Source organism: Pseudolactococcus laudensis, from assembly GCF_013449735.1.
Lineage (GTDB): Bacteria > Bacillota > Bacilli > Lactobacillales > Streptococcaceae > Pseudolactococcus > Pseudolactococcus laudensis.
In genome coordinates this window covers 1-23,476 of the sequence record NZ_JACBNY010000002.1, presented here as the reverse complement: position 1 = coordinate 23,476, position 23,476 = coordinate 1, and the positions used below count along the sequence as shown (strand labels likewise).

The following is a 23,476-nucleotide window of genomic DNA, read 5'->3' as shown; positions in this document are numbered from 1 at the left end:
ATTATCTAAAAGTTAGTCATTACATTTCCGGTGATACAGCAGCTGTCCAAAGCATACTAAATGAATATCTCTCATTCAACAGTTCTGCATTATCAGGAATATGTAATTCCATTTCATTTGCAGCCCACATATAAGACGAAACTGCCTTACCACGTTTTTCTGCACTTCCTTTTGTACGCCAAACTTCTAGCGGCGTCATATCTGTTACGTAACCAGAAAAAGTCTCAAAATTCGTTGTATCGACTGCCGCACTATCCTGATTCAACTCATTTCTTGATTCACCTTTCGGAAACCAAAGCATTGCACCTTCTACTTTGTGAGAACCACTAACAGAAGAAATCTTATCTTGCAATTGAACACTGATGTGCCAACCAGTAGATGGTGTATCTCGATTATCCATCATTTGTAAAAAATAATTGTCATCTTCGTAAAACGCGGCATTCCCTTTAGAGCGATAAACTGAAACGCCCTGCGCATCACCAATCACACCAAAGGACAGATCTGCAGGTACATGTGCCAAACCGAAATCTGTCTCCTCATTCCAACTTAGAAGTTTAGGATTCTTTTGAGTCGCTTGCGAATGATTTTGCTCATTATCATCTTCAAAAGTTTGTATTATACCGTATTTTCCTTGAAATGGTTGACTCGGGTCTCTTGGATCACGTGGTGTACCTATTAATTTCTTTTGTGTAAACTCTATGCCAGACTCAGTTGATTCTTTACTGACTGTATCCGCATGAACAAGCAAAGTACCGCTCAACAACACAAAAGATAGCACAATCAAAATTGTCTTTTTCACCCAAATTACCTCCTTTCTTGTGTATGTATATTAGAATATCATCTTTCTCAATACTATTCGTCCTCATTATTTCCAAAATAAGGTAAAAAAATAAGACAGTTAAAAAACCTTTACCTTACTGGATTATCAGATGCATCGAACATAATTTTTTTGGTTTCTATTGTATTTTATTTTCTATTTCTTATATTTTTTATATACTACTAATATTAATCGAATTAACTAGGGGATATTTTACATGCAAAACTTAGAAACGTTTCTATTAGATAAGAATTACAAGAGTATTTTGGAAATTATAAATCAAGTTAGTAAACAGCCTACAAGAGAGATCTCTTTTAGCGAATTTGAAGATAAACTTAGTATCACTAAAAAAACAATCAAAACTTATCTAGATATCTTATTAGACTACTGTGACCAGAAAAATTTAGAGACATTTACACTTCATAAAGGTAAGCTCAAAATGATAATGGACACGAACTTTAATATTTTCGACTTATATCATCACTTTACGCAAACCTCAATTAAATATCAGATTATCATGAGTATTTTTGAGAATCCACAAATCACTTTTACAGATTTATATCTTGATTTAGCACTTAGCAAATCTAATGCCTCACTTCATATCAAACAAATCAATCACTTTCTAAAACCGTATCAATGCAAAATTAGTTTTCTTCAAAATAGACCTCTTCAAGGTGAAGAGCATCAAATACGTTTTTTGTATTACAACCTACTTTGGGGATTAAATCTGGATAAAATTACCGGACCCTGTCCTAAACTTGACCAAATTACAACGCTATTACTGGAAATTATACCCGATATAACATACGTTACGCTATCAAAAATAAAATTAGGGTTCTATATTTTCCAAGTTGCTTGCAAATCTGGTTACTTTATTACCTCAGAAAAGCAATTTATTTTACAGGATTCGCCTTTCATTACATATGATGATTTTTTCCAAAGAATAGATGCACTTGATTTTTTAAGCGACTGTCCTGACCTGCAAACAAAACAAAAAGAAAAGAAAGTCGTTACTTATATTTTCTATTTTGTCGTGCAAACATACTAACATTTGAAGAGTGTAAGAAATATGAACATCAAGTTACACCTTGTAATTCTCCTACTGTTCAATATTTTGTGACAAAATTTCAAGAAAAATCTCGTTTATCATTAGAACAATACGAAATCACTTACTTAAACTACAATTTATCCCTTTTTAATAAGGAAGCTGCCATTTTTACAGGGCGCGCTAAAACTTTTAACTTAGAAGAGATGATTGATAGATATAATACAAACGGCGGTAATATTTCAAAGCTTATACAGAAATTTATTAACGACCTCTGCAATGACAATGGTGAAATCAAAAAACTTATTCAAAAATTTCCTAGTTTACATGATTACTATACAATATTATTACGAGTTATTGCAGCCAAACATCATCCACCAATGAAACTCCTCGTACAAAGTAGCATCTCCTCACTTCATCGACAGGCACTTATTACTCAAATTATCAATAGCACGTCATTTCCTATTGTTATCTATACTTCTGAACAACTGAACGGAAGAATACCTGATGGTATCATTTCTAACTGGATACCTGAAGAAAAATTTCGAGATGTTCCCTTTTTTTCGACCTCTTTGTTTTATACAGAATGGCATAAAGGTGAGCTAGATCTCTTTCTCAAACGCTTAGAGACTGAGCTAAGAAATTACAAATAGGCTCATCATATACTGTGTATAAAAAATAAGGTTCCAATCTGATGTTTCAGATTGGAACCTTATTTTATCTAGATTATGCAATTCGCTTTTTTAAGGATTGACAATCTCAGCTGAGACTTCTTTTCCTTTTTCAAGTTTAACCAAGTAGGCTGATTTAACTGGGTCATGGTTTTTATTGACCGTAATATTGCCTGTTACACCCTCGAAGTTTTTGAGTTTAGCAAGGCCATCGACAACATCTACTGATGTTTTAGCGTTTTCAGCAGTCGCTGCGGCCTTTACCATCATCACAGCATCATAGGCGCAAGCAGCATAAGCAGACGGTTCTTCACCATACTTAGCTTTGTAATGTTTGATAAAAGCTTCTGTCTTGTCGTTAGCAGGTTTCAAGCTTGAGAAACCAGAAACAAAATAGATGTCGTTGGCTGCATCAGGTCCTGCGAGTTTCGAGAAGGTTGGGTCTGCAAGGACATCGCCACCAATGACTGGTACGTTAATATCCAACTCACGCGCCTGTTTAACTAAAATCCCTGCTTCTTGATAGTAACCTAGGACAAGCAAGGTCCCAAATTTTTCCTTCGATAATTTAGATAACTGCGCTTGAAAATCTTTGTCCCCAGCTTGATAAGTCGCAACATCTACTATCTGACCCTTGTAATTATCTTTGAAGTTTTGGTAGAGACCTTTTGCATAGTCTGACGAGTTATCATAATATACTGCAACACTATCTGATTTCAATGAATCCGTAACAAAATCGGAAATAACTTTACCTTGGAATGAATCTGGAAAAATGGCACGGAAAACGTATTTTTCGACTTTGTTACCTTGATGCGTCAACTCATCATTGGTTGAAGTTGGCGCAACAATAGGCACTGCAAATTTGTTAGCATTTGGAATCATAGCCTTGGTTTGCGATGAAGCATTGGTACCAATAACGGCATTAACTAGGTCATTGGACATCAGGTTGGCAGCAACAGTCGCAGACTCTGCATTATCAGACTTGTTGTCTTTCTTGATGACTTCTACTTTTTTGCCGTTAATACCACCAGTTGCATTAATTTCAGAGACAGCCATATCTGCGCCACGCTCGCCAGCCTTCCCATAAGCTGCCACGGCACCAGTCATTTCAATGTCATACCCCAATTTAAAAGTCTTCCCAATTCGGTTACCTGTCGTATTAGTTGCCGCACCCGGTGCTGCACTACAAGACGCCAGTATGAAAACTGCTACCACAGCTGTTAAACTGACGAAAACTTTTGACATTTTTTTCATGTTCTTCTCCTAATAAACTAAAGGGTTGGCCTAGCTTTAAACCTTCAGCGTTAATTTTATATATCATTTTATCAATTTTCAGAAAGTTGTCAAGCAAATTTCTGTTCTTATCAAAAAAACGTTTAAATTTAGCTTTAAATGTTCGTGTTTTAGAAGGTTTAACCCTCTAATCTCTCATGAAAGATAAGATTTCAGTCGATATTACTTGACAATCTCAGCTGACGCTTCTTTGCCATCCTCTAATTTAACCATGACAGCTGACTTAACAGGATTATGATTTTTATCAATATCAATCGTACCCGTCACACCAACTAATCCCTTAACTTTGGCTAGAGCCTCAGCCAATTCTGCAGAATTCTTAACTTTCCCCTCTTCTGCCGCTTGCTTAATCATGTAAACCGCATCATAGGCGCAAGCCGCAAAGGCAGAAGGTTCCTCATTGTAAGCCGCTTTGTAGGCCTTGATAAATGCTGTTGTTTTATCATTAAAGGGTGCTTTTGTAGAAAAGCCAGCAACATAATACACATCAGTTGCAGCACTGCCTGCTAACTCTGTATAGGTTGGGTCAGAGATACCGTCTCCACCAACAATCGGTTGATTCAAGCCCATTTCACGAGCTTGTTTTGTAATTAAACCACCTTCAGCATAGTAGCCAATCAATACAATCGCATCAAAGGACTTATTTTTCACCTTCGTTAAAGCAGCTTGGAAATCCTTGTCACCACCTTGAAAACTTAAAGTATCAACAATTTCACCTTTATAGTTATCTTTAAAAGTCCCTAAAATACCACGCGCATAGTCTGACGAATTGTCATAATAAACAAGAACTTTCTCCGCTTTTAATGTTTTTTCAGTATAATTTGCGATAACTTTACCTTGGAAAGCATCTGGGAAAATCGTCCGGAAAATATAAGGCTGTACCTTATCATTTTTAACCGTTAAACTATCATTGGTACCTGTCGGTGTAATCAAGGGCACTTGTGCTTTGGTCACATTTGGTGTCGCAGCTAGCGTCCCACCAGAAGACATAGGCCCAATGATTGCAGCAACCTTGTCATTATTGGTCAGATTAGAGGCAACAGTTGCAACCTCACCATTATCAGTCTTATTATCTTTCACGACCAATTGAACCTTTTTGCCATTGATACCACCATCGGCATTGATTTCATCTGCTGCTAATTGAATGGCATTTTTTTCAGCATTCCCTGGCGCTGCATAAGCACCTGACAATTCCATATTTAAACCAATTTTAAAAGTTTTTCCAATGGCATTTCCTTTTTCTGAACCATTTTTTGAGGCACCAGGGGCACTTCCACAAGCCGCTAACGCCAAGAGCGATGCAGCAGCAAGTCCTAATATTGCAATTTTTTTCATTTTTTCTCCCATTGTAACGCACAAATCACAAAGCCGTAAGACTTTGTGACTTTGCCACATTTAGTGATTAGTCTGGTTTAACAAGTGTTGCAGACGCTTCTTTACCATTTTCAAGTTTGATTACAACTGCTTCTTTGACTGGGTTGTGGTCTTTATCGACTGTAATTTCACCAGTCGCACCTTTAAAGTTTTTGAGCTTCGCAAGGCCATCCTTAACATCCACTGATGTTTTAGCTTTTATATCTTCGGCTGCTTGTTTCACCATGTAAACCGCATCGTAAGAAAGTGCGTCAAACATTGAAGGCTCAGATTTATATTTAGCTTGGTAGGCTGCGATAAATTTCGTCGTTGTATCAGTAGCCAGCGCTTTAGCTGAGTAACCTGACACGTAATAAACATTAGTCGCTGCCGCATCACCAGCTAGTGTAATGAAGGTTGGGTCAGCAAAGCCATCACCACCAAGAATTGGTTGCTCAATACCAAGTTCACGCGCTTGTTTGGTAATCAAACCAGTTTCATTGTAATAGCCTGGCATGACAATCGCATCAAAATCTTCACCTTTAATCTTAGATAGAGTTGCTTGGAAATCTTTATCCCCAGATTGGAAAGAGACTTTATCGACGATTTTACCATCATAGGTTTTCTCAAATGATTTAGCAATACCTTTGGCATAGTCAGATGAGTTATCATAGTAGAGTACCACTTTTTTAGCCTTGAGTTCATTCGTTGTATAGTTAGCAAGCACTTTACCTTGGTAGCTATCTTGGAAAGTTGAACGGAAGATATACTCATTGACCTCACCATTAGTAACTGTCAGTGTATCGTCAGTTCCTGCAGGTGTCACCAATGGTACTGCACCCTTAGTAATGTTAGGTGTCATTGATTTAACGGCACCTGATGTCATCGAGCCGATAACAGCATTGACTTTATCATTATTAATAAGGTTAGAGACAACAGTTGCAGCTTCAGCATTATCAGACTTGTTATCTTTTGAAACAACTGTGATTTGTTTTCCGTCAATACCACCTGCTTTGTTGATTTCATCAACTGCTAGATTTGCACCATTTTTACCAGCATTACCGTAAGCAGCTACGCCACCAGACAATTCAAGGTCATAACCTAATTTAAAGGTCTTGCCAATTTCTGTGCCTTTTGATGCTGCTGAGCCAGCTCCAGGTGCTGCACCACAGGCTGTAAGTGTTAAAGCAGCTAAACCAGCTGCTGCGATTATTCCTAAAGATTTAAGTATCATATTGTTTTCTCCTTGTTATATATTCCTGATTCATAAAGCATCATAATATTCTGAAAATTCAGTACGTCATAAGTATACAAAATTATCTGATAATTGTCAACAATTTTTCTGTATTCATTTTTAAATCACAAAAAAAGCGATATTATGCTAATCAAAGTCATTTGTAGCCTTGAAAAAAGCAAAGCAAAATATAACTTATCTTATATACCGCGCCCATCTTTAGTCTCTAATATAAGTGTAACAGGTCCGTCATTTTCAAGAGAAATTTGCATATCCGCACCAAAAATACCTACTGCTGTTTGAATCTCAGCAGCCATAGCTTGATTAAATTTTTCATATAAAGCTTTGGCATATTCAGGCTTTCCAGCTTTAATAAAACTTGGCCGATTGCCTTTTTTTGTTTCTGCAAATAAAGTAAACTGTGAGATTGACAAAATAGCACCATCAGGAATATCTTTAACAGACAGGTTCATCTTGCCTTGCTCATCCGAGAAAATTCGCATATTGGCAATTTTTCTGACCGCATAGACGACATCTTGTTCTGTATCCGCATCCTCTATCCCAACCAGAAGTAACAACCCTTGTTGAATTTCTGAAACAATGTTTTGATTGATACTGCAGCTTGCGCGTTTGACACGCTGAATCACGATTTTCATACCTTCTATTCTATCATGTTTAAGGCAAAATCGGATATGCCAATACGACTAATTGGATAGTCGAGCAAGAAATAACCAGGATGCCTAATACTTATCAGAAAAAATAAAAACACCTCGATGCGTCCATCAAGGTGTTTTATGGTAAAAAAGGGAATTTGGTGAGGTTCAAAGGGGGAAAGAATCCTCACCATTCGTAATGAGCTCATTACCACACTGTTAATTATATCTTATTTTATAAGTAAATGCTAATAATAAATTAACTTTTTTTTGATTTTTTTAGAGTTATGCCTACCTTAACCATTTGTGCGTTTGACACTATAAACATCTGGTACCATTTTTATCTTATCGACAACGGTCGTCAGTTCTGACAAGTTTTTAATACCAAGCTGCACATGGATATTCGCCATTTTCAAATCTTTAGTTGGCTGCGCATTGATTGAAATCAACTTTTTAGTGGTATTAGACAAGACTTGCATCACATCATTGGCGATACCTGTGCGGTTAAAGCCAAAAATATCAATATTCGCCACATAGTCTTTATTGCCAGTTTGCTCTTCCCACTCAACTGCAATCAAACGATTCTCATAATCTTCTTGGCTCTTCACGTTTTGACAGTCGCTACGGTGAATAGAAACGCCACGACCTTTGGTAATATAACCCACAATATCGTCGCCAGGGACTGGATTACAGCACTTGCTCATACGAATCAGCAGGCTATCGATGCCAGCAACATTGACCCCACCATCATGGCGAATCTTCATGACATCGGCCTTGGTCTTAACCTCGCCGCTCATCAGCTCTTCTGCCTCTTTACGGGCTTTTTCGCGCTCGATTTCACGACGTTCATTTTCAGTTAATTTATTAAAAACGGTCACAACACCCGTTTCACCGAATCCGATAGAGGCATAGAGTGACTCTGGGTCTCTGAAATTGAGGCGGTCACATAACGGCTCAAGGTGTTTTTTATCCAGATATTGGTTAGCCACAAAGCCATGTTCTTGCAGATACTCCTGCAACATATCACGACCTTTGTTAATCGACAATTCTTTATCTTGATTCTTGAAGAATTGCTTGATTTTATTACGTGCTTTGTTGGTTTTAACGAGCTTAATCCAGTCACGGCTTGGACCAAACGACGTTTTATTAGTCACAATTTCGACCACATCACCTGTTTTTAGCACATGTGTGAGTGGTGTCATCCGGCCATTGACTTTGGCACCAACTGCTTTATCACCGACTTGGGTATGAATGGCATAGGCAAAATCAATCGGTCCTGACCCTGCTGGTAGTTCTTGAACGGCGCCAGCTGGTGTGAAGACATAAATTTTTTCAGACAAAATATCTTCTTGAACAGCTTTGACAAAATCTTGGGCATCATTTGACTCGTCTTGTAATTCGACAAGTTCATGAATCCAGTTAAGATTTTGCGTGATTTCATTAGCAGAGACTTTGTCCTTACGCCCTGCTTTGTAAGCCCAGTGGGCGGCCACACCATACTCGGCGATCTCATGCATTTCCCGCGTCCGAATTTGGAACTCCATAGGGCCTTTAGGACCATAAACTGTTGTGTGAACAGATTGGTAGCCATTAGCTTTGGGGTTTGCGATGTAATCTTTAAAGCGTCCAGGCATTGGTTTCCAGAGGTCGTGGATGTAGCCAAGCGTCGTGTAGACGTCACTTGTGGTCTCTAGGATGCAGCGAACAGCAATCAGGTCGTAAAGCTCGTCAAAACGTTTTTTCTTGTCGTGCATTTTACGGTAGATGCTGTAAATGTGTTTAGGACGACCGTAGATTTCGCCGATGACGCCTGCTTTTTCAGTGTAGTCTTTAAGTTTTGATGTGACTTCTTCAACCAAACGTTCTCTATCCGCACGTTTTTCCTTCATTAAACCTCTAATGCGGTAAAACTCAATTTCATCAAGGTAGCGGAAAGATAAATCTTCCAGTTCCCACTTGATTCTAGAAATCCCAAGTCTATGAGCTAATGGTGCATAAATTGCCATCGTTTCTCTAGAAATGCGTTTTTGTTTGTCAGGGCGAAGATGTTTGAGCGTCCGCATATTATGCAACCGGTCAGCCAATTTAACCAAAATCACGCGCATATCTTTAGACATGGCCATGAGCATCTTGCGGTGGTTTTCTGCTAGTTGTTCCTCATGAGACTTATACTCAACTTTACCGAGTTTGGTCACGCCATCTGTGATAATCCGGACTTCAGGGCCGAATTCCGCCTCTAAATCATCTAGTGTGCTTTCGGTGTCTTCAACGACATCATGTAAAAAGCCACAAGCGACGGTGACGGCATCAAGTTTCAATTTGGCTAAAATCCCAGCCACTTGAATCGGATGAATGATATAAGGTTCGCCCGATTGACGATATTGTTCTTTATGCGCATTGGTCGCATAAACTAATGCTTTTTTTACTAGAATAATATCGCGCTCACCCATATAACGCTCTGTTAGGGCGACAACTTCAGCGCCGGTGAGATTTGGTTCACTTGCCATATTGTTTATTTTTGAGTCAACCTAGAGATATACTCATTTAACTATTGAGTGTAACCCTCCGCCGAAACTCAATCCTTTCCTAAAACGATGATAATTAGTACTATTTTAACACTTTTTGAGGATAAGAAAAAGGCTTGTCATGGTATTGCTTTAAAATTGTTGCCACAATACAAAAAATCATCTAAGCAAAAGCTCAAATGATTTTTTATAAATACGATGCAACGAAATTTTTTTGATTTCAGATTTTAATTGATAAATTTAAAATCATCATTATTTATACTTTTTATTTCGTTTAAATCCTACATAAGCAATTGAAACTAAGATTATCACACCCAAAATTGTGATGTAATTAGAAACAAGTTCCCCTGTTGTTGGTAACATGTCAGTTGGATCTGTTGTTTTCGAATTAGAATCTCCAAACTCTGATTTTGCTTGCCATTGCGCATACAGAGTGACTTTCCCTCCTGATGCGGTTGTCAAGTTTGATACAGATTGACTGTTGCTATAAGCTATTCCGCTACCGTCTGCAGAAGTGTTCCATCCTGTGAAGACGTATCCATCTTTTCCAAAATTATTTTGAGATAAGTTTTTAGCGACATCGTAAGTGAAATTTTGATCAGCCATTGTTCCAGATCCAGTGTTTTTATCATAGGATACTGTATAGTTGTTAGCTGTCCAATTGGCGTAATATGTCGTATTACTTTTGGGGATGACTAGTGATTCTGGCATTTCAATCGTACCATCAGCTGTAGTATACCAACCGTTAAATTTATAACCAGCACGAGAAGCCGTTTTAATACCGCTAGAAAGACTATACTTAGTACCAATTTCTAAATTAGGGATTGTCTTTTGTTTAGTCTTAGCAGTACGGTCAGACCCTGCATTCAAATCAAACAATATGCTATAATATTCAGTTTTTGCCCATTGCGCATATAATGTTTCAGTTTCATACGCATCTGCTAAGTTTGAGATACTCTGCTCATCAGCATAGGAAATTCCCGACCCGTCTGACTTAGTATTCCAACCCATGAAACTATAGCCAGCACGTTTATATTTATTTATATTTAATTTTTGGGTCTCATCATAGTTGACTGTTTGCTTAACCATTGTTCCCGTCACATCAGAAGCATTTTTATCAAATTCAATTTGATAATTTCCTGGCGTCCATACCGCATATAAATCTAAGTTGGTCGTATTTAAACTAATAACTTGTTGAGCTGTATACATTGGTGTCGTCGCTTGAGGATTAGTTGACCATCCAGAAAAAGCATAATTTTTTCTACTAGGAAGATCTGTAACAGAATAGGAAACTAATGCATAACTTTTACCTAGATAAGCGCCACCATTTTCTTCATTTTTAACAACTTTATGTCCATGAAGAACAGTAGTACCATCAACAGGCATTGATTTATCTACAAATCCCTTAACATTATAGATGCCATCTGCATTCGTATAATTAGGGTGATAAGTAATGTTAGATGGTGTAGCTACATAAGCGGCATCTTCTGCCCATATTGCATATAGAATAGTGTTTTCATTAAATGTATAGGATTGGCCAGCAACATACTGTACGCCTTGTCCAGAAACCGTTTTAGACCATCCAGCAAACATATAACCTGTCTTTTTAAGTCCTCGCGATGAAACATCTGATGTGCTTGCTAGTGTAACGTTTGAGCCTTTTGGACCATTAAAAGCATCGGGTAAAGTACCTGAGGTATTCCCATTTCCATTGTAAATAACATTTATACCACTCTCAACTTTTACCCATTGGGCATATAAAGTTAGGCTCGGATGATCCGCTGTCACAATAGAGCTGCCAATATTATAACTAGTCCCTGTTCCATCCGAACGCGTATTCCATCCAGTAAACATATAGCCATCTTTAAGCATATTGCCCGCATCTTTTATCGTATACTCAACACTATTTGTATCATCAAAACGAATGGAATCTCCTGAGGTATTGCCATTACCAAGATAAAGAATTCTAGCTAAAGAATTTGACTTTGTTGGTATCCATTTGGCATAAAGGGTTGTATTTTTAGGAAAGTTAAAAGTAGAGCCAGAACGATAGTCAATCCCTTTGCCGTCTTCTTGAGTATTCCAACCACCAAAATGGTATGTGACCAGTTCTCCAGAAATAACGACAGTTTTTGTGAGAGTCGCACCTAAGTTTAGACTATCAATTTTCTCTTCTGTATAACGCATCCTAGTGACTTTAGCTGGAACAGTGCCACCAGTATTTCCATTGCCATTAAAAGTTAATGTTATATCTTTTTTCTCTAAGTCCCAAATTGCATAGTAGACTTCATTAGAAGTTGGAGATATAGATGCTCCCTTTTGAAGGACATCTGCATCATCGGCTGTCGCATTTTTATTTTTACTCCAACCTACAAAAATATAATCATTTGTGTTAATTGCGCCAGTAGACGCATTGTTATCTTTAAATTGTTTATTTTCTAATGTATTATTACCAGGTAAGGTTGCACTTCCGCCACTTTTCACATACTGGGTATTTGGAACTAGACCTGAGGTATTACCATTACCATTAAATGAAATGGCATAAGAATCTTTAGGAACATCTTGTTTACTTCTCCATTTTGCGTAGAAAATTAAATCGTTATTGCCTACTATAAAGGTTGAGCCCGGAGAATAGTCCACTTCATTTCCTTTTGCATCTAATAAATACCAACCTAAAAACTCATATCCTGGATAAGAAAAATCAGATTTGGGATAGGCAACTCTATAACTAGTCGTGTAATCTCCAGGAATACTGACGGAATCTGGTACTTCTCCTGTAACACCACTTTCCAAAGCTACATACATGATGTTGACATTATTGGTATTTCCACCACCAGAAGTTGTAGGAATTATTTTCCATACAGGTTTTAATACGATATCCGTCGTAGGTGCCATATTTTGTCCTGGTGTGTACGTTTCCGTTCCATCAGTCCATCCAACAAAGGTAAAACCAACTTTAGATAAGTAGCCTAAATTTCCTAAGAGCGTATAAGCTTTTTTATACCCAACGATAGCTGTATCTTGAGTAGGTATGGCACCACTAGTTGCATCTCCTTTATCGTAGGAAACTTTATACGTAATAGGTTCCCACTTTGCAGTTAGTGTCCCAGGGTTTCTCGTTGTAGCCATATTTCCAAGTTCAAACTTGTCAGTAACTTGATAAGTTTGATCATCTTTAGAGTAATCCCACCCTATTAAGTTATAACCTGTCTTAGTTATTTCTGGAACTTCGAATACATGAATAGCAGTTTCACTATCTAAACTATAAAAATTATTTGAAGTTATTCATGAAGGAAGACTTCCATCTGCCCCATTTACATTGACTTTAATTTGTGTCCAATAATTCGTAAGAGAACCCGTCCAGACACCATAAAGTGTTGTCACTCCTTTAGATAAGGTATACGATTTATTGGCGTAATAATCTGGTATTGTTGCATTTTTATTTTTTGCCCATCCCCAGAAGATATAGCCATCTTCTGGAGCTGTATTATTTTGAGGCGCATCTGGTAAGGTAATGACTGTACCAGTTTCCCCAGTCTGAGAAGTTGGGTTACTACCTGCTTTAGATTGTGTCACGAATTTAACAGTCCCTTGTGTCTCATCTTGAGACCATACAGCAGATAATGTTGTGTTTTTTGTTGGTGTAAAGGCATCCCCTTCAGAATAAGTCGTTTCACCATCTGACCACCCAACAAAAGAGGCACCAGATTTAGTTAGTGAGCCGCGTCCAGGAATTATAAACGGCTTTCCTTTATCGACATAAGTATATTCATAAGGGGCACTTCCTCCTGTTGCACCATCTGTATTGAAAGATAAAGTCCATTGTGAGTTAAGATCAAACGACGACCATACTGCTACAAAGTGTGATGTTGAAACAACTGTATTTGTTCTCCACTGACCTCCAGGAAAAACGTTTACTTTATCATTTAAACGCCAATACAGGAACTTATATTGAACACTACTACCATCAGTAACTTTTCTTTCAGGTACATTATCAGGAATATTATAGAGATTACCATTAGCCTCTACAAACGTACCATCTGGCATACCTGTTACCAAATCTGTAGAGCCTTCCAGCAAACCGTTTTCAAAAGAAATTGTTTGGATAGGCATCCAAATAGCTTTAGCTATGGTTGAGTAAATTAATGTAAACTCTCCTGAAGGCTGGTACGTTTTACTGTTAATAGTCCATCCTTTAAAAGTATAACCACTTTTAATCGGCACTTGAGATGGTAAATTTACCTTATAATCGTTAGCCACATCAGTCTTTACACCATTTTTTAAATCTGTATCAGAAGTATCACCACCATTAAGATCAAAAGTAAGTGTCGCATTAGCATCCGCAGGACTGGCAACTATTTTTAAGTACAGTGTTATATTGCTAGATGTTAAAGTATAAGAAGTGTTAGGAACATAATCAGTTCCTGTACCATCTGCTTTACTATTCCATACACCGGCTGAAGTCGTATTCCCCTTAAAAACAAGATTTTCCGGAATCTTAGGAATCGTAACTTGAGAACCGACTTCTCCAAATTGACTAGTAGGCGCTGATTGACCAGTTGCGCCATTCAAATTGTAGGATACATTTGTTGCATCAGCCCACTGCGCATATAAAATCGTATCAGTACTATATGGCCATGAAGAGACTACTTGCCCAGCTGAATAACTATCTCCACTACCATTAGGGTCTGTATTCCAACCGTTAAAAATTTGTTTAGATGGATCAGGTGCAGTAAAGTGTAGTTCACCAGTACCAGTTCCGATCGTTCCAATAGTGTATGAACCATTTAGTGCAATCTGATCATTTTTTACAACCCCAGAATTTCTCCCAGCATTGGCATTATAGGTTACCCTAGAAATGATTGTCTCTTCTCCATTACTTGCTGAAGCATCTGTATTATTTTGAATAGCATCACCTTTCTTATCTGATGCGTCTTCAGAAGTACTCGGGGCATCAGAAACATTAGTCTGATTCTTAGAAAGATCAGGATTTGTTGAAGCATCAGATGTTGTGTCTGAAGCATTCGATTGATCTTTGGGAAGTTCAGAACTTGTTGAAGCATCAGATGTTGTGTCTGAAGCATTTGCTTGATCTTTGGGAAGTTCAGAACTTGCTGCAGGTACATCTGATCCATTTATCTCATCTGAAAAGACAATTCCTGGTGGAATTAAAATATTCATCATCAAAACTAGCAAAGTTAATAAGATACTGCCAATTAATAAACTATTAACCTTACCAAATTTATCACCAATTACACCAGTTGGTATTTCAAATAACGTTGTTGAAACAAAAAATATGGCTTGATATGTTGCAACTTCTAAAAATGTCATATTTTTTTCTTGCAACAAAAATAATAAAAATATCCCCCTTGTAAATATAAGTGATGAAAATAGCTTATAAAGCATAAAAAATTTAAATTTCTTTGACACGATGCTATCCTAACTTTTTTGTTCCCAATATTATTTTTTGAAATTCTAGTCTCATCTAGCGATCCCTACTTTTAACAAATTATTCAAAAATGACATCGAAAAGTTGCTAACTAGCAACACTTTTTGAAGATAAGAAAAGGCTTATGACTTTAATCGCTTATTCTTTTGAAACCTCCACTATAATTAAAGTGAAATCTGCGCCTGGGCTGTTGCCAAATCACCAATCACCTTCAAACTTGTCTTTTCTAAAATATAAACACGGTCAGTCGCGTCAAAAACTTCAGATAGGTTATGTGAGGTCAACAAAATTAATTTTTCCTTACGACATTGCCTTAACAAAGCATAGGCTGTAAAACGTCTTTGTTCATCAAGACCATCAAGTAATTCATCTAAAATCAAAACATCACTCCGAATAGACAAAACATATACAAAAGTAAACAACTCTTTCATTCCTAGAGAGTATTTCCCTATTTTTTGAGTCAAAAAATCTGCGCCACCCATAATTTCTAAATTTTTATGAAACTCAGTTTGCTCCTTTGGGGACAATAGCTTTAGATAATCGTTAGCAGCTAAATATTTATCAAATATATCTAGGCTAGGCACATAACACACTTTACCAACTGAAAAATTACCTTTAGATAGCTTAACTTCACCATTTAAAAGGCTAAATAACGTACTCTTCCCAATGCCATTACGTCCAATTAAACCGTACAAACCCGGACCGGAAATGTCAAAACTTAAATTCTCAAAAATGTCTGTTGTCAATTTTTCAACGCGTAGTCTTGTCATGATCTCCCTACTTTCCGATAATGGTAATGTTGATAAAGATAGCCTGAAGTAACGATAAAAAGAAGGCTCAAACTCACTAAATAAATGAGACCGATTATCAAAGCATTGTTGGGCAAAATTTTAGCATCGTTAATAATCTGACCATAGCCCAAATACTCAAAAGGCAGAAATTTTTTAATCAACTGAAACCATTCTTCTTGCGCCAAAGTCAGAAATCCAGTCAAGCAAACAACTATCAAACCAATCACAACCAAACTTTTCTTGAAAATGAGCGCTAGGAGTTGTCCCAAACTACCGATAAAAATGAGTGCAACGACGAATACTAACACTGCTTTGAGACTAACTTGCCAGATTGGTTGAATTGTCCCATCTGCCATCAAGTAGGGGTACCGCCATGTGCCAAAACTATTCATCGCACCTTTTATCAAGTACTGACAAAAAAAGCTGATAAAAGTTACTGAGAGGACACTGAGTATCGGAACCCCTAATTTTAACAGTAGATGTTTAAATTTACGACCGCCTATTAATTGGTAAAATCTGATTTGTGAACTTTCAATCTCACTGCTGACAGTATCTGCGATTAAGACTGTGATTAAAACAAAGATAGCTGTTGATGATAACCAAGCGACCGCTGAATAACCAACTTTAAATGCCGATTCACTCGTATCGTTTGTAGTAGCACTCATTTTACCATTGACTGCTTTCACGGCTTCGTAATACTTGATATTCGATACTAGACTTCTATATTCATCTGAATCTTTTTGAGGTATTAGCTTTAGCTGCGCGCTATTCTGTTGATTATTTAACTCAGCAAACTTATCAAAATCTTTCTTCTCTAGAGCTGAAAGTTGACTTGAGAAAATTTTGACATTTTCTTGAGCAACCAATAAAGCTTGAGCTGTCTCTTTATCATCTGGATTTAATTTGGCTTGGTTTTGCAAATTCTCTACCCAATGTTTTGTTTGTTGCAAGTTTTCTCTAGTCATAACTAAATTTACTTCTGAAAACTTTTGCTTAAAAGTTGTTTGCTCCATGACAAACAATCCAAAAAAAATAAGGGCGAGCAGTGCTAAACAAATTTTATTTTTGGGATTTTTTATGAATCGTTTGAGTTCAAAGTAAAATAATGTCATGTTTTATCCTATCAAATGAAACATAGAGACTACAAGCATAGCCCCTACGTTAGTTTTTTAATTAACTGTATAGCGATACGTATAAAGGTAACCTGGATTTATGCCTTCGTCACGACGTACAGGTGCTGAGACATAGAAACTAAAATTACTTCTGAAAGTTAATTGCCGATATGTATAAGTCGTTTTTGAACCACCGTAAACATACCAGACTTCGTGCCGAGTATTCGCAACTGTGGCTATTTGATAGGCTGATACAACACTTTTTGCACCTAAACCAAACAAAGTTATAACAATCGCAAGCAATAAGCCATTCTTCTTCATTTTTTTAATCATTACTTCCCTCCTTTCCAACAAAAATTTAAATGTCATTCTTGTTCAATTTCTCGTAAATCGTTCGAACTAAACTTACAAAGCAATTGTATCAAACTAAATACACCTCTGCGCAAAGTTTCTAACTAGCAACACTTTCTATCAATAGAGTGTTGCTAGTTAGAAACTCTCTGTTTCGCCCCTTTAAAATTTGGTAAAATAAACCTATCAAATTAGGAGGTACACTTATGTTCGATTTTCTTCGTGGGCTTTTAGGAAACTGGGGTAGCTAACAAAAGATTGCAACAAGGTTTTATTTTCGACTTTGTTGCAATTTTTTATTTATCATTAAACAAGAAAATTTCGAACCTTTCCGCTAGTCCTTGCGCTCCTAAGTCCTTTAAATTCTGAATATCTCTAACAATCTCCGATAAAAGTTCTAAATTTTCTTCTTGCCGATATTTTGAAAACTTCTTAAAAATCTGAATAACAATTTTTTCATCTGTATCACTTGAGTTTATGAGACGATCAATTTTCTTTTCAAGTTTACCTGCATACACGAAACGTCCACGAAGTATCATGTAAACATAGACATTCACAAGCGTCCTTTTGACGATTTGAGCATTATAAGGCAATATTTTATAAAAATTATTTTTTTCGATTAATTGTAATCCTAATTGATAAGCCAAATCCGTATCTAAGGCTTCTAAACACATGCTAAAAACATTGGTTTCAAACATCGTCCATTCTTCACAGTCAGTCAGATATTTATCAACAAACTGGCAATCTTCATCTGTCAGAAAATTTTCCCCTGATAATTCTCGAATGGCGCATTTGACTTTGATATTAAAAATGTTTTTATCATTTGTTCGTGGTTTTTGGACTATCAACTTTTTTAGTCCGTCTACATCTTGACTATTTATTAAATCTCGTAACTTTTCCCCACTTATATGTGAACTACCCGCCTCAAAATTCCCAACAGACAAGAAAAATTCGCTCATCGTCATATTAAGCCCGTCAACAGCATGCATAAAACCATCTAACAAAAGCATCGAATTACCGTTTTCAAACTTCGATATTTGACTTTTATTCAAATAATCACTTGTAACATCGTTAATACTATATCCTCGTGACTGACGTACTTTCTTATAAAGCGTCCCTAGTTCCCTAAAATTCATAATTACAACTCCCTATTAATCAGTCCCCCAAACAATAAACTAATTTTCTTAACTTAAATCATATCATTATATGTATGCGTTTTCAAATATTTGTGAAATTAAAAACACATTTAGAATAGCAGATACTATCCTAAATGTGTTTATTTCATTAATTCCGTATAAAAAGAAATAGCAGATAAGACATACAAGGGTGCTGTCTCCGCACGCATAATCCGCGGCCCCAGACCGATTTTAACAGCTCCGAGTTGTGTGAAAGTTTCTATCTCCTCTGGTGATAAGCCACCTTCGGGACCAAAAATAACAAGCAGGTTTTGACCTGACTGCAACTGTGATAATCTGTCAACAAAGGCTGCTGTTTCACCTGCTTTAGCTGATTCTTCATAAGCAATCAGAACTTGATCATATTGATCAAACAGGTCAGTCAAGGCTTTGAGATTGCCCAAAATCTCTGTCTTAGGAATCATCAGACGCTTGGACTGTTCCGCTGCACTCTTGGCTATTTTTTGTAGTCGCTCTTGTTTTTTTGCGGCCTTCTTAGCATCAAGTTTGGTCACTGACCATTGCGCTGGGTAGGCTAGAATGGCTTGCGCCCCGAGTTCAGTCGTTTTCTGCGTGATAAACTCTAATTTATCGCTTTTAGGAAGTCCCACAGCAATCGTCACGCCTAAGGGTAGCTCTACTGTTCTTGCTAAAGTTTCGAGCAGGGTCAAAGTCGCCTGATCACCATTAACCTCAGCCAAAGTGAGGGTTTGATCGGAAAAGACGACCTGAACTTTTTCTTCCGCCTGCGCACGCATGACGGTGAAGAGGTGGTGGCTATCTGCTTTCTCAAGACTAAAAGTAGCGCCGATCTCTGGGCAGTTTTGGTTCAAAAAATACTGTTGCATCTGCGCTTATCCTCCGATAACACTAGCGTCGTCGTCTGCTTTCTGTAAAATAACACAGTGCCACTCGCCCTGCTGCATCCGCGTCACAAGGGCGAAACCAGCCGCATGACATTTATCCAGAATCATCTGGGATTTACTATCAATAATACCGCTCATAATCAGAAATCCACCGTCATATAGGAGGTTGTAAGCATCGTCAATGACGTTCATGAGAATGTCAGCTAGGATATTAGCAACGATGACATGCGCTTTAATCGTCACGTTTTGGAGTAAGTCTCCTGGTTTGACGATGATGTTCGTCATATCAGGATTGAGCTGGATATTTTCTTCGGCAACTTTCACCGCCACATCATCCAGATCGAAAGCATGGATGTTTTGAGCCCCTAGGAGATGCGCAGCGATAGACAAAACGCCTGAACCAGTGCCAACATCTAGCAAAGTCTCACCACCCCGCAAGGTCTGCTCCAAGGCAAACAAAGAGAGTTTGGTCGTTGGGTGCGTCCCTGTCCCAAAAGCCATGCCCGGATCCAAGCGGATGATTTTTTCATCGGCAGATGCTGGTGCGTAATCTGTCCAAGACGGAACAATGGTTAGGCCGTGGGAAATCCTAGTCGGTAAGAAGTACTGTTTCCAACTATCTGACCAGTCATTTTCAGCTAGACTTTGTGTGGTGACAGTAAAGTCCCCAGGATTGAGATCAAAGGCAAGAAGACCTGAAATCTGTGCTTTGACACTTTCCGCAATCTCAATAATTGAAAGGTTTTCTGGATAGTAGGCTTTGATGATAACCGTTTCTAGCTGCTCAATTTCAGGTAAAATTTCCCCAAATTTGTCCAGATTATCTAGATAATCCTGCGTGTCTTCAATGGCAACGCCTTGTGCGCCAGCATCGATTAAAATATTGCTGACAGCATCTTCGGTTTCACGTGAAACCTTGACTGATAATTCATTCCAGTTATTCATTGTTTTTACTCATTTCTTCAAGTCGTTTAAGTGATATTTTTTATTAATTGATTAGTCAGTATTGATTGACACAAAAAAGCGATAACTCGCTCTTTAGTTTAAGGCATCAAAGCCTTGTGCGACCATATAAGGCCCAAATTCTTGACCTGCTGCTTTCGCTTCCAAGATATACTTGTTGATATCGGCATTTGAAAAATTACCATCGTTGATATTCAGCTCACGCAAAGTTTGTCTTGCCTCTGCAACAGTCATCACTTTGGCAGCCTCACTAGACTGCTGAGACCACTGACTTTCTTCAGCTTCTCCATGTAAATGTTCTGGAGTTGATGTTGACTCTGATGCAGATGATGTAATCTCACTGCCAGTCGTTTCCGAAGATTGGCTCGTTTTTGAGACAGTCTTACTCACCTTAGTTTTTGAAGAACTTGATGTTTTTTTAGATTCCGACTTTTTACCACCACAAGCTGTTATCGTGATAATGACTACTAACAAAATAGCCAATAAACCTGTTATTTTTTTCATCAATCATCTTCTCCTAATATTAATATCTCGGATACGCAAAGAATGTTTTCTCTACTAAAGATGCGCGGCCTTTTTCAAAGCTTTCTAAATCAAATGTTCCTGCAAATTCTGCAGCATCAGAACTTAAAAAGTCGGTCAATGCATCTAATTCATTGTCTGCTGTTTCTTGCAAAAACGCTACAAAATATGTCACAAATTCTTGTGACAAGCCTTTTTTAGGCTCATAAGGAAAACTAGCCAGATACTCTTCAACTGCAATTTTAGATTTTTCTGGATTATAAAAGACAACCGCATCTTCAAATGAAATATTCTCACTTGAGGCCTGTGTATCATCTTCTGTATCCGTAACAGCAACGCCTGGATTCTCAACATCTAATAGATAAAAAATCTCCACCACATGGTTTTTCTTATCCCAGTTAATTTCGTAATCGTATGTAAAATCTTTTGCTAAAGCCTTGTCTAACACATCTAAAAAACCATACTTTGACATATTTCTCCTTTAATTGAACTTCTTATCTTTTATTGTTAAGCCAAACAATTTTGAACGTATGAAAAATGCCATCTAACACACTGAATTGCTTGCAACTTTATAAAATGCTATGACATAATTATAACATAAATTGAGATGCCAAACTCTTTAGAGACATCTTATCATCTTGTCTTATAATTTTGAAACATTTTTGCTTGACCTAGAGTGCACTCAAGGTGTTAAACTAAAAATAGTCAGAAAGGAAGGATCTAAAAATGAAAGAAATAACGCTAAACAATGGAGAAAAAATGCCTCAACTCGGATTTGGTGTTTACCAAATTCCAAATGAAGAAACTGCTAAATCTGTATATGAGGCTATAAAAGTGGGCTATCGTTTGATTGATACAGCTATTTCATATCATAATGAAACTGAAACCGGACAAGGTATTAAGCGCGCTATTGATGACGGTATTGTAACGCGAAAAGAATTGCTTATTACAACTAAATTATTCGTAAATAATGTGTTCAACGAGCAGACTGCTGCACAAGCAATTGAAGGCTCTCTTGATAGACTTGGACTTGACTATATTGATTTGTTTTTACTCCATCAACCATATGGGGATATTTATGGTGCTTATCGTGCCTTAGGAAAAGCACAACATAATGGCAAAATTAAGTCTATAGGCGTTTCAAATTTTGATTCAGGCAAGCTGATTGAATTTGCCCAAATGAACGATGTCGGTCTACCACAAATCAACCAAATTGAAATCAATCCGTGGCATCAACGCGTAGAAGATTTAGACTGGCACCATAAATACAATATTCAGCCAGAGGCATGGGCGCCATTTGCAGAAGGCCGAAACAATTTATTTACAGACCCAATCCTATCTAACATTGGTGCTAAATATGGTAAATCTGTCGGGCAAGTTGTTTTACGCTGGTTAATCCAACGCGATGTTGTCGTTCTTGCCAAATCAACCAATCCAAATCGTATGTTAGAAAATTTCAATATTTTTGACTTTGAATTAAGTGATGAAGATATGCAGACTATCCACTCACTTGATCAAAAAGCATCCGCATTTTTCGATCATAAAGACCCCAAAATGGTAGAATGGTTTATGGGCAGAATTATTAAAGACAAGCCTGATATGAAGAGGGGATAGACTTGAATATTAAGAAAGCATCTGAAATGACTGGTGTATCAATTGATACCATTCGATATTACGAAAAAATCGGTCTTATTATGCCAATTAAACGTTTGAATGGTATTCGGAAATTTAACGAACGAAATATCAATCAGATTATTTTTGCCAAAACAATGAGACAGGCAGGATTAGGTATTGAACTGTTAAAAGATTATGTGTCTCTCGTATTTGAAAATGATTCATCCACAGTGCTAGCGAGAAAAGCTATTCTTGCCGAGGCAATCGAAAAATTAAATGATAAAATTGATGAAACGATTAAGGCTAGAGATTACTTGGAATGGAAAATTGATAATTACGACACACATATGATCAATGCTGAAAATAACCTATAATGCTACTCATCTTATATCGGAGGAAGATAGATGCAAAATATCTATTTAGCTAGACACGGACAAACGCTATTTAACGTACAGCATAAAATACAAGGTTTTTGCGATTCTCCACTTACCACTACTGGCATTCAACAAGCCATAGCGGCACGTGACCACTTAAAAGAACTAGAGATTCAATTTGACGATGCTTATGCCTCAACTTCTGAAAGAGCTAGCGATACACTTGAAATATTGACGGATATTCCTTATAAACGTCTAAAAGAGTTACGAGAATGGCATTTTGGCTCTTATGAAGGAGAAGGGGAACACCTGAATCCTCCCCTACCTTACAACGATTTCTTTGTTCAATTTGGCGGGGAATCTCAACAAGACTTAACAAAAAGAATTGTTAGTGCCATATCTGAGATTGCAAAAAATAGTTCAGGTGACAACATACTAATAGTTTCTCACGGTGCAGCAATCGCTAATTTTTATAGACATTGGGAGCACACCAGTAACATTAAACGAGTCGGAAAAATAAGTAACTGCTCTTTAGGGCACCTCTAATAACTACCAATTAATTCACCTCTAAATGAAATTAGAAAAAAACACAGAAAACTAAGCATAGTCTACTGTGTTTTTCTTTATGTTACAGACGCCACTTGACTGTTTATTCTTATTTTAGACAG

At 37.3% G+C, this 23,476-nt stretch carries 21 protein-coding genes; 5 read left to right on the top strand and 16 right to left on the bottom strand.

The genetic code is table 11. From position 1 onward, the window contains the following. Positions 1-19 precede the first annotated feature (19 nt). A complete protein-coding gene (locus HZR21_RS01800; protein ID WP_180745915.1) occupies positions 20-799 on the bottom strand; it encodes a WxL domain-containing protein in 780 nt (259 codons plus the stop codon). Positions 800-1,034: 235 nt separating this feature from the next. On the opposite strand from HZR21_RS01800, the gene HZR21_RS01795 reads away from it, so the two are divergent. Then, the gene (locus tag HZR21_RS01795) at positions 1,035-1,865 is read left to right on the top strand and encodes a helix-turn-helix domain-containing protein (protein ID WP_180745913.1); all 831 of its coding nucleotides are present in this window, start codon (positions 1,035-1,037) and stop codon (positions 1,863-1,865) included. 68 nt (positions 1,866-1,933) lie between these two features. After that, a complete protein-coding gene (locus tag HZR21_RS01790) occupies positions 1,934-2,515 on the top strand; it encodes a hypothetical protein (protein WP_180745911.1) in 582 nt (193 codons plus the stop codon). 90 nt (positions 2,516-2,605) lie between these two features. On the opposite strand, the gene HZR21_RS01785 is transcribed toward HZR21_RS01790, so the two are convergent. From HZR21_RS01785 to HZR21_RS01715, 15 genes are all read right to left on the bottom strand, one after another. Then, complete coding sequence (locus HZR21_RS01785; protein ID WP_180745909.1) at positions 2,606-3,787, bottom strand: ABC transporter substrate-binding protein; 1,182 nt, start codon at positions 3,785-3,787, stop codon at positions 2,606-2,608. A gap of 201 nt (positions 3,788-3,988) precedes the next feature. Continuing rightward, the gene (locus tag HZR21_RS01780; RefSeq protein ID WP_180745907.1) at positions 3,989-5,161 is read right to left on the bottom strand and encodes an ABC transporter substrate-binding protein; all 1,173 of its coding nucleotides are present in this window, start codon (positions 5,159-5,161) and stop codon (positions 3,989-3,991) included. Between the two features lie 67 nt (positions 5,162-5,228). Next, positions 5,229-6,410, bottom strand: a complete 1,182-nt coding sequence (locus HZR21_RS01775) for an ABC transporter substrate-binding protein (RefSeq protein ID WP_180746141.1) — start codon at positions 6,408-6,410, stop codon at positions 5,229-5,231. Positions 6,411-6,613: 203 nt separating this feature from the next. Continuing rightward, on the bottom strand, positions 6,614-7,069 hold the full coding sequence (gene dtd / locus HZR21_RS01770; RefSeq protein WP_003138525.1) for a D-aminoacyl-tRNA deacylase: 456 nt from the start codon (positions 7,067-7,069) through the stop codon (positions 6,614-6,616). A gap of 293 nt (positions 7,070-7,362) precedes the next feature. Next, complete coding sequence (locus tag HZR21_RS01765) at positions 7,363-9,573, bottom strand: RelA/SpoT family protein (protein WP_180745905.1); 2,211 nt, start codon at positions 9,571-9,573, stop codon at positions 7,363-7,365. Positions 9,574-9,843: 270 nt separating this feature from the next. Then, positions 9,844-12,720: an InlB B-repeat-containing protein gene (locus tag HZR21_RS01760; RefSeq protein WP_180745903.1), complete on the bottom strand. Its 2,877-nt coding sequence runs from the start codon at positions 12,718-12,720 to the stop codon at positions 9,844-9,846. Positions 12,721-12,876: 156 nt separating this feature from the next. Beyond that, a complete protein-coding gene (locus tag HZR21_RS01755) occupies positions 12,877-14,922 on the bottom strand; it encodes an InlB B-repeat-containing protein (protein WP_180745901.1) in 2,046 nt (681 codons plus the stop codon). Between the two features lie 282 nt (positions 14,923-15,204). Beyond that, on the bottom strand, positions 15,205-15,810 hold the full coding sequence (locus tag HZR21_RS01750) for an ATP-binding cassette domain-containing protein (protein ID WP_180745899.1): 606 nt from the start codon (positions 15,808-15,810) through the stop codon (positions 15,205-15,207). Continuing rightward, positions 15,807-16,943 carry an ABC transporter permease gene (locus tag HZR21_RS01745; protein WP_180745897.1) on the bottom strand — a complete coding sequence of 379 codons (1,137 nt, stop codon included), beginning with the start codon at positions 16,941-16,943 and terminating at the stop codon, positions 15,807-15,809. Before HZR21_RS01745 ends, HZR21_RS01750 begins: the two co-directional genes overlap by 4 nt. 57 nt (positions 16,944-17,000) lie before the next feature. Further along, positions 17,001-17,276 carry a hypothetical protein gene (locus HZR21_RS01740; RefSeq protein ID WP_003137010.1) on the bottom strand — a complete coding sequence of 92 codons (276 nt, stop codon included), beginning with the start codon at positions 17,274-17,276 and terminating at the stop codon, positions 17,001-17,003. A 314-nt stretch (positions 17,277-17,590) separates the two neighbouring features. Next, positions 17,591-18,430, bottom strand: coding sequence for an Rgg family transcriptional regulator (locus HZR21_RS01735; RefSeq protein ID WP_180745895.1), 840 nt, complete (start codon positions 18,428-18,430; stop codon positions 17,591-17,593). A 140-nt stretch (positions 18,431-18,570) separates the two neighbouring features. Continuing rightward, positions 18,571-19,317 (bottom strand): 16S rRNA (uracil(1498)-N(3))-methyltransferase, encoded by a 747-nt coding sequence (locus HZR21_RS01730; protein ID WP_180745893.1) that lies wholly within the window; start codon positions 19,315-19,317, stop codon positions 18,571-18,573. Positions 19,318-19,323: 6 nt separating this feature from the next. Further along, positions 19,324-20,280: a 50S ribosomal protein L11 methyltransferase gene (gene prmA / locus HZR21_RS01725; RefSeq protein WP_180745891.1), complete on the bottom strand. Its 957-nt coding sequence runs from the start codon at positions 20,278-20,280 to the stop codon at positions 19,324-19,326. 93 nt (positions 20,281-20,373) lie between these two features. Beyond that, positions 20,374-20,802, bottom strand: coding sequence for a hypothetical protein (locus HZR21_RS01720; protein ID WP_003137017.1), 429 nt, complete (start codon positions 20,800-20,802; stop codon positions 20,374-20,376). Between the two features lie 19 nt (positions 20,803-20,821). Further along, entirely contained in the window at positions 20,822-21,292 is a 471-nt protein-coding gene (locus tag HZR21_RS01715) for a DUF3013 family protein (RefSeq protein WP_180745889.1), read from the bottom strand. 254 nt (positions 21,293-21,546) lie between these two features. Between HZR21_RS01715 and HZR21_RS01710 the strand changes: the two genes are divergently transcribed. The 3 genes from HZR21_RS01710 to HZR21_RS01700 are packed head-to-tail and all read left to right on the top strand — an operon-like array spanning position 21,547 to position 23,354. Continuing rightward, positions 21,547-22,434, top strand: a complete 888-nt coding sequence (locus HZR21_RS01710; protein WP_180745887.1) for an aldo/keto reductase — start codon at positions 21,547-21,549, stop codon at positions 22,432-22,434. A 2-nt stretch (positions 22,435-22,436) separates the two neighbouring features. Next, positions 22,437-22,808 (top strand): MerR family transcriptional regulator, encoded by a 372-nt coding sequence (locus HZR21_RS01705; protein WP_180745885.1) that lies wholly within the window; start codon positions 22,437-22,439, stop codon positions 22,806-22,808. Between the two features lie 30 nt (positions 22,809-22,838). Next, positions 22,839-23,354, top strand: coding sequence for a histidine phosphatase family protein (locus tag HZR21_RS01700; RefSeq protein WP_180745883.1), 516 nt, complete (start codon positions 22,839-22,841; stop codon positions 23,352-23,354). The last annotated feature ends 122 nt before the right edge of the window (positions 23,355-23,476 follow it).

Coding starts and splice junctions, on each gene's coding strand:
- HZR21_RS01750 (WP_180745899.1), bottom strand. CDS start 15,810: ATGACAAGACTACGCGTTGAAAAATTGACAACAGACATTTTTGAGAAT.
- HZR21_RS01745 (WP_180745897.1), bottom strand. CDS start 16,943: ATGACATTATTTTACTTTGAACTCAAACGATTCATAAAAAATCCCAAA.
- HZR21_RS01740 (WP_003137010.1), bottom strand. CDS start 17,276: ATGATTAAAAAAATGAAGAAGAATGGCTTATTGCTTGCGATTGTTATA.
- HZR21_RS01730 (WP_180745893.1), bottom strand. CDS start 19,317: ATGCAACAGTATTTTTTGAACCAAAACTGCCCAGAGATCGGCGCTACT.
- dtd (WP_003138525.1), bottom strand. CDS start 7,069: ATGAAAATCGTGATTCAGCGTGTCAAACGCGCAAGCTGCAGTATCAAT.
- HZR21_RS01780 (WP_180745907.1), bottom strand. CDS start 5,161: ATGAAAAAAATTGCAATATTAGGACTTGCTGCTGCATCGCTCTTGGCG.
- HZR21_RS01715 (WP_180745889.1), bottom strand. CDS start 21,292: ATGTCAAAGTATGGTTTTTTAGATGTGTTAGACAAGGCTTTAGCAAAA.
- HZR21_RS01785 (WP_180745909.1), bottom strand. CDS start 3,787: ATGAAAAAAATGTCAAAAGTTTTCGTCAGTTTAACAGCTGTGGTAGCA.
- HZR21_RS01735 (WP_180745895.1), bottom strand. CDS start 18,430: ATGAATTTTAGGGAACTAGGGACGCTTTATAAGAAAGTACGTCAGTCA.
- HZR21_RS01720 (WP_003137017.1), bottom strand. CDS start 20,802: ATGAAAAAAATAACAGGTTTATTGGCTATTTTGTTAGTAGTCATTATC.
- prmA (WP_180745891.1), bottom strand. CDS start 20,280: ATGAATAACTGGAATGAATTATCAGTCAAGGTTTCACGTGAAACCGAA.
- HZR21_RS01710 (WP_180745887.1), top strand. CDS start 21,547: ATGAAAGAAATAACGCTAAACAATGGAGAAAAAATGCCTCAACTCGGA.
- HZR21_RS01795 (WP_180745913.1), top strand. CDS start 1,035: ATGCAAAACTTAGAAACGTTTCTATTAGATAAGAATTACAAGAGTATT.
- HZR21_RS01700 (WP_180745883.1), top strand. CDS start 22,839: ATGCAAAATATCTATTTAGCTAGACACGGACAAACGCTATTTAACGTA.
- HZR21_RS01765 (WP_180745905.1), bottom strand. CDS start 9,573: ATGGCAAGTGAACCAAATCTCACCGGCGCTGAAGTTGTCGCCCTAACA.
- HZR21_RS01760 (WP_180745903.1), bottom strand. CDS start 12,720: ATGGCTACAACGAGAAACCCTGGGACACTAACTGCAAAGTGGGAACCT.
- HZR21_RS01755 (WP_180745901.1), bottom strand. CDS start 14,922: ATGACATTTTTAGAAGTTGCAACATATCAAGCCATATTTTTTGTTTCA.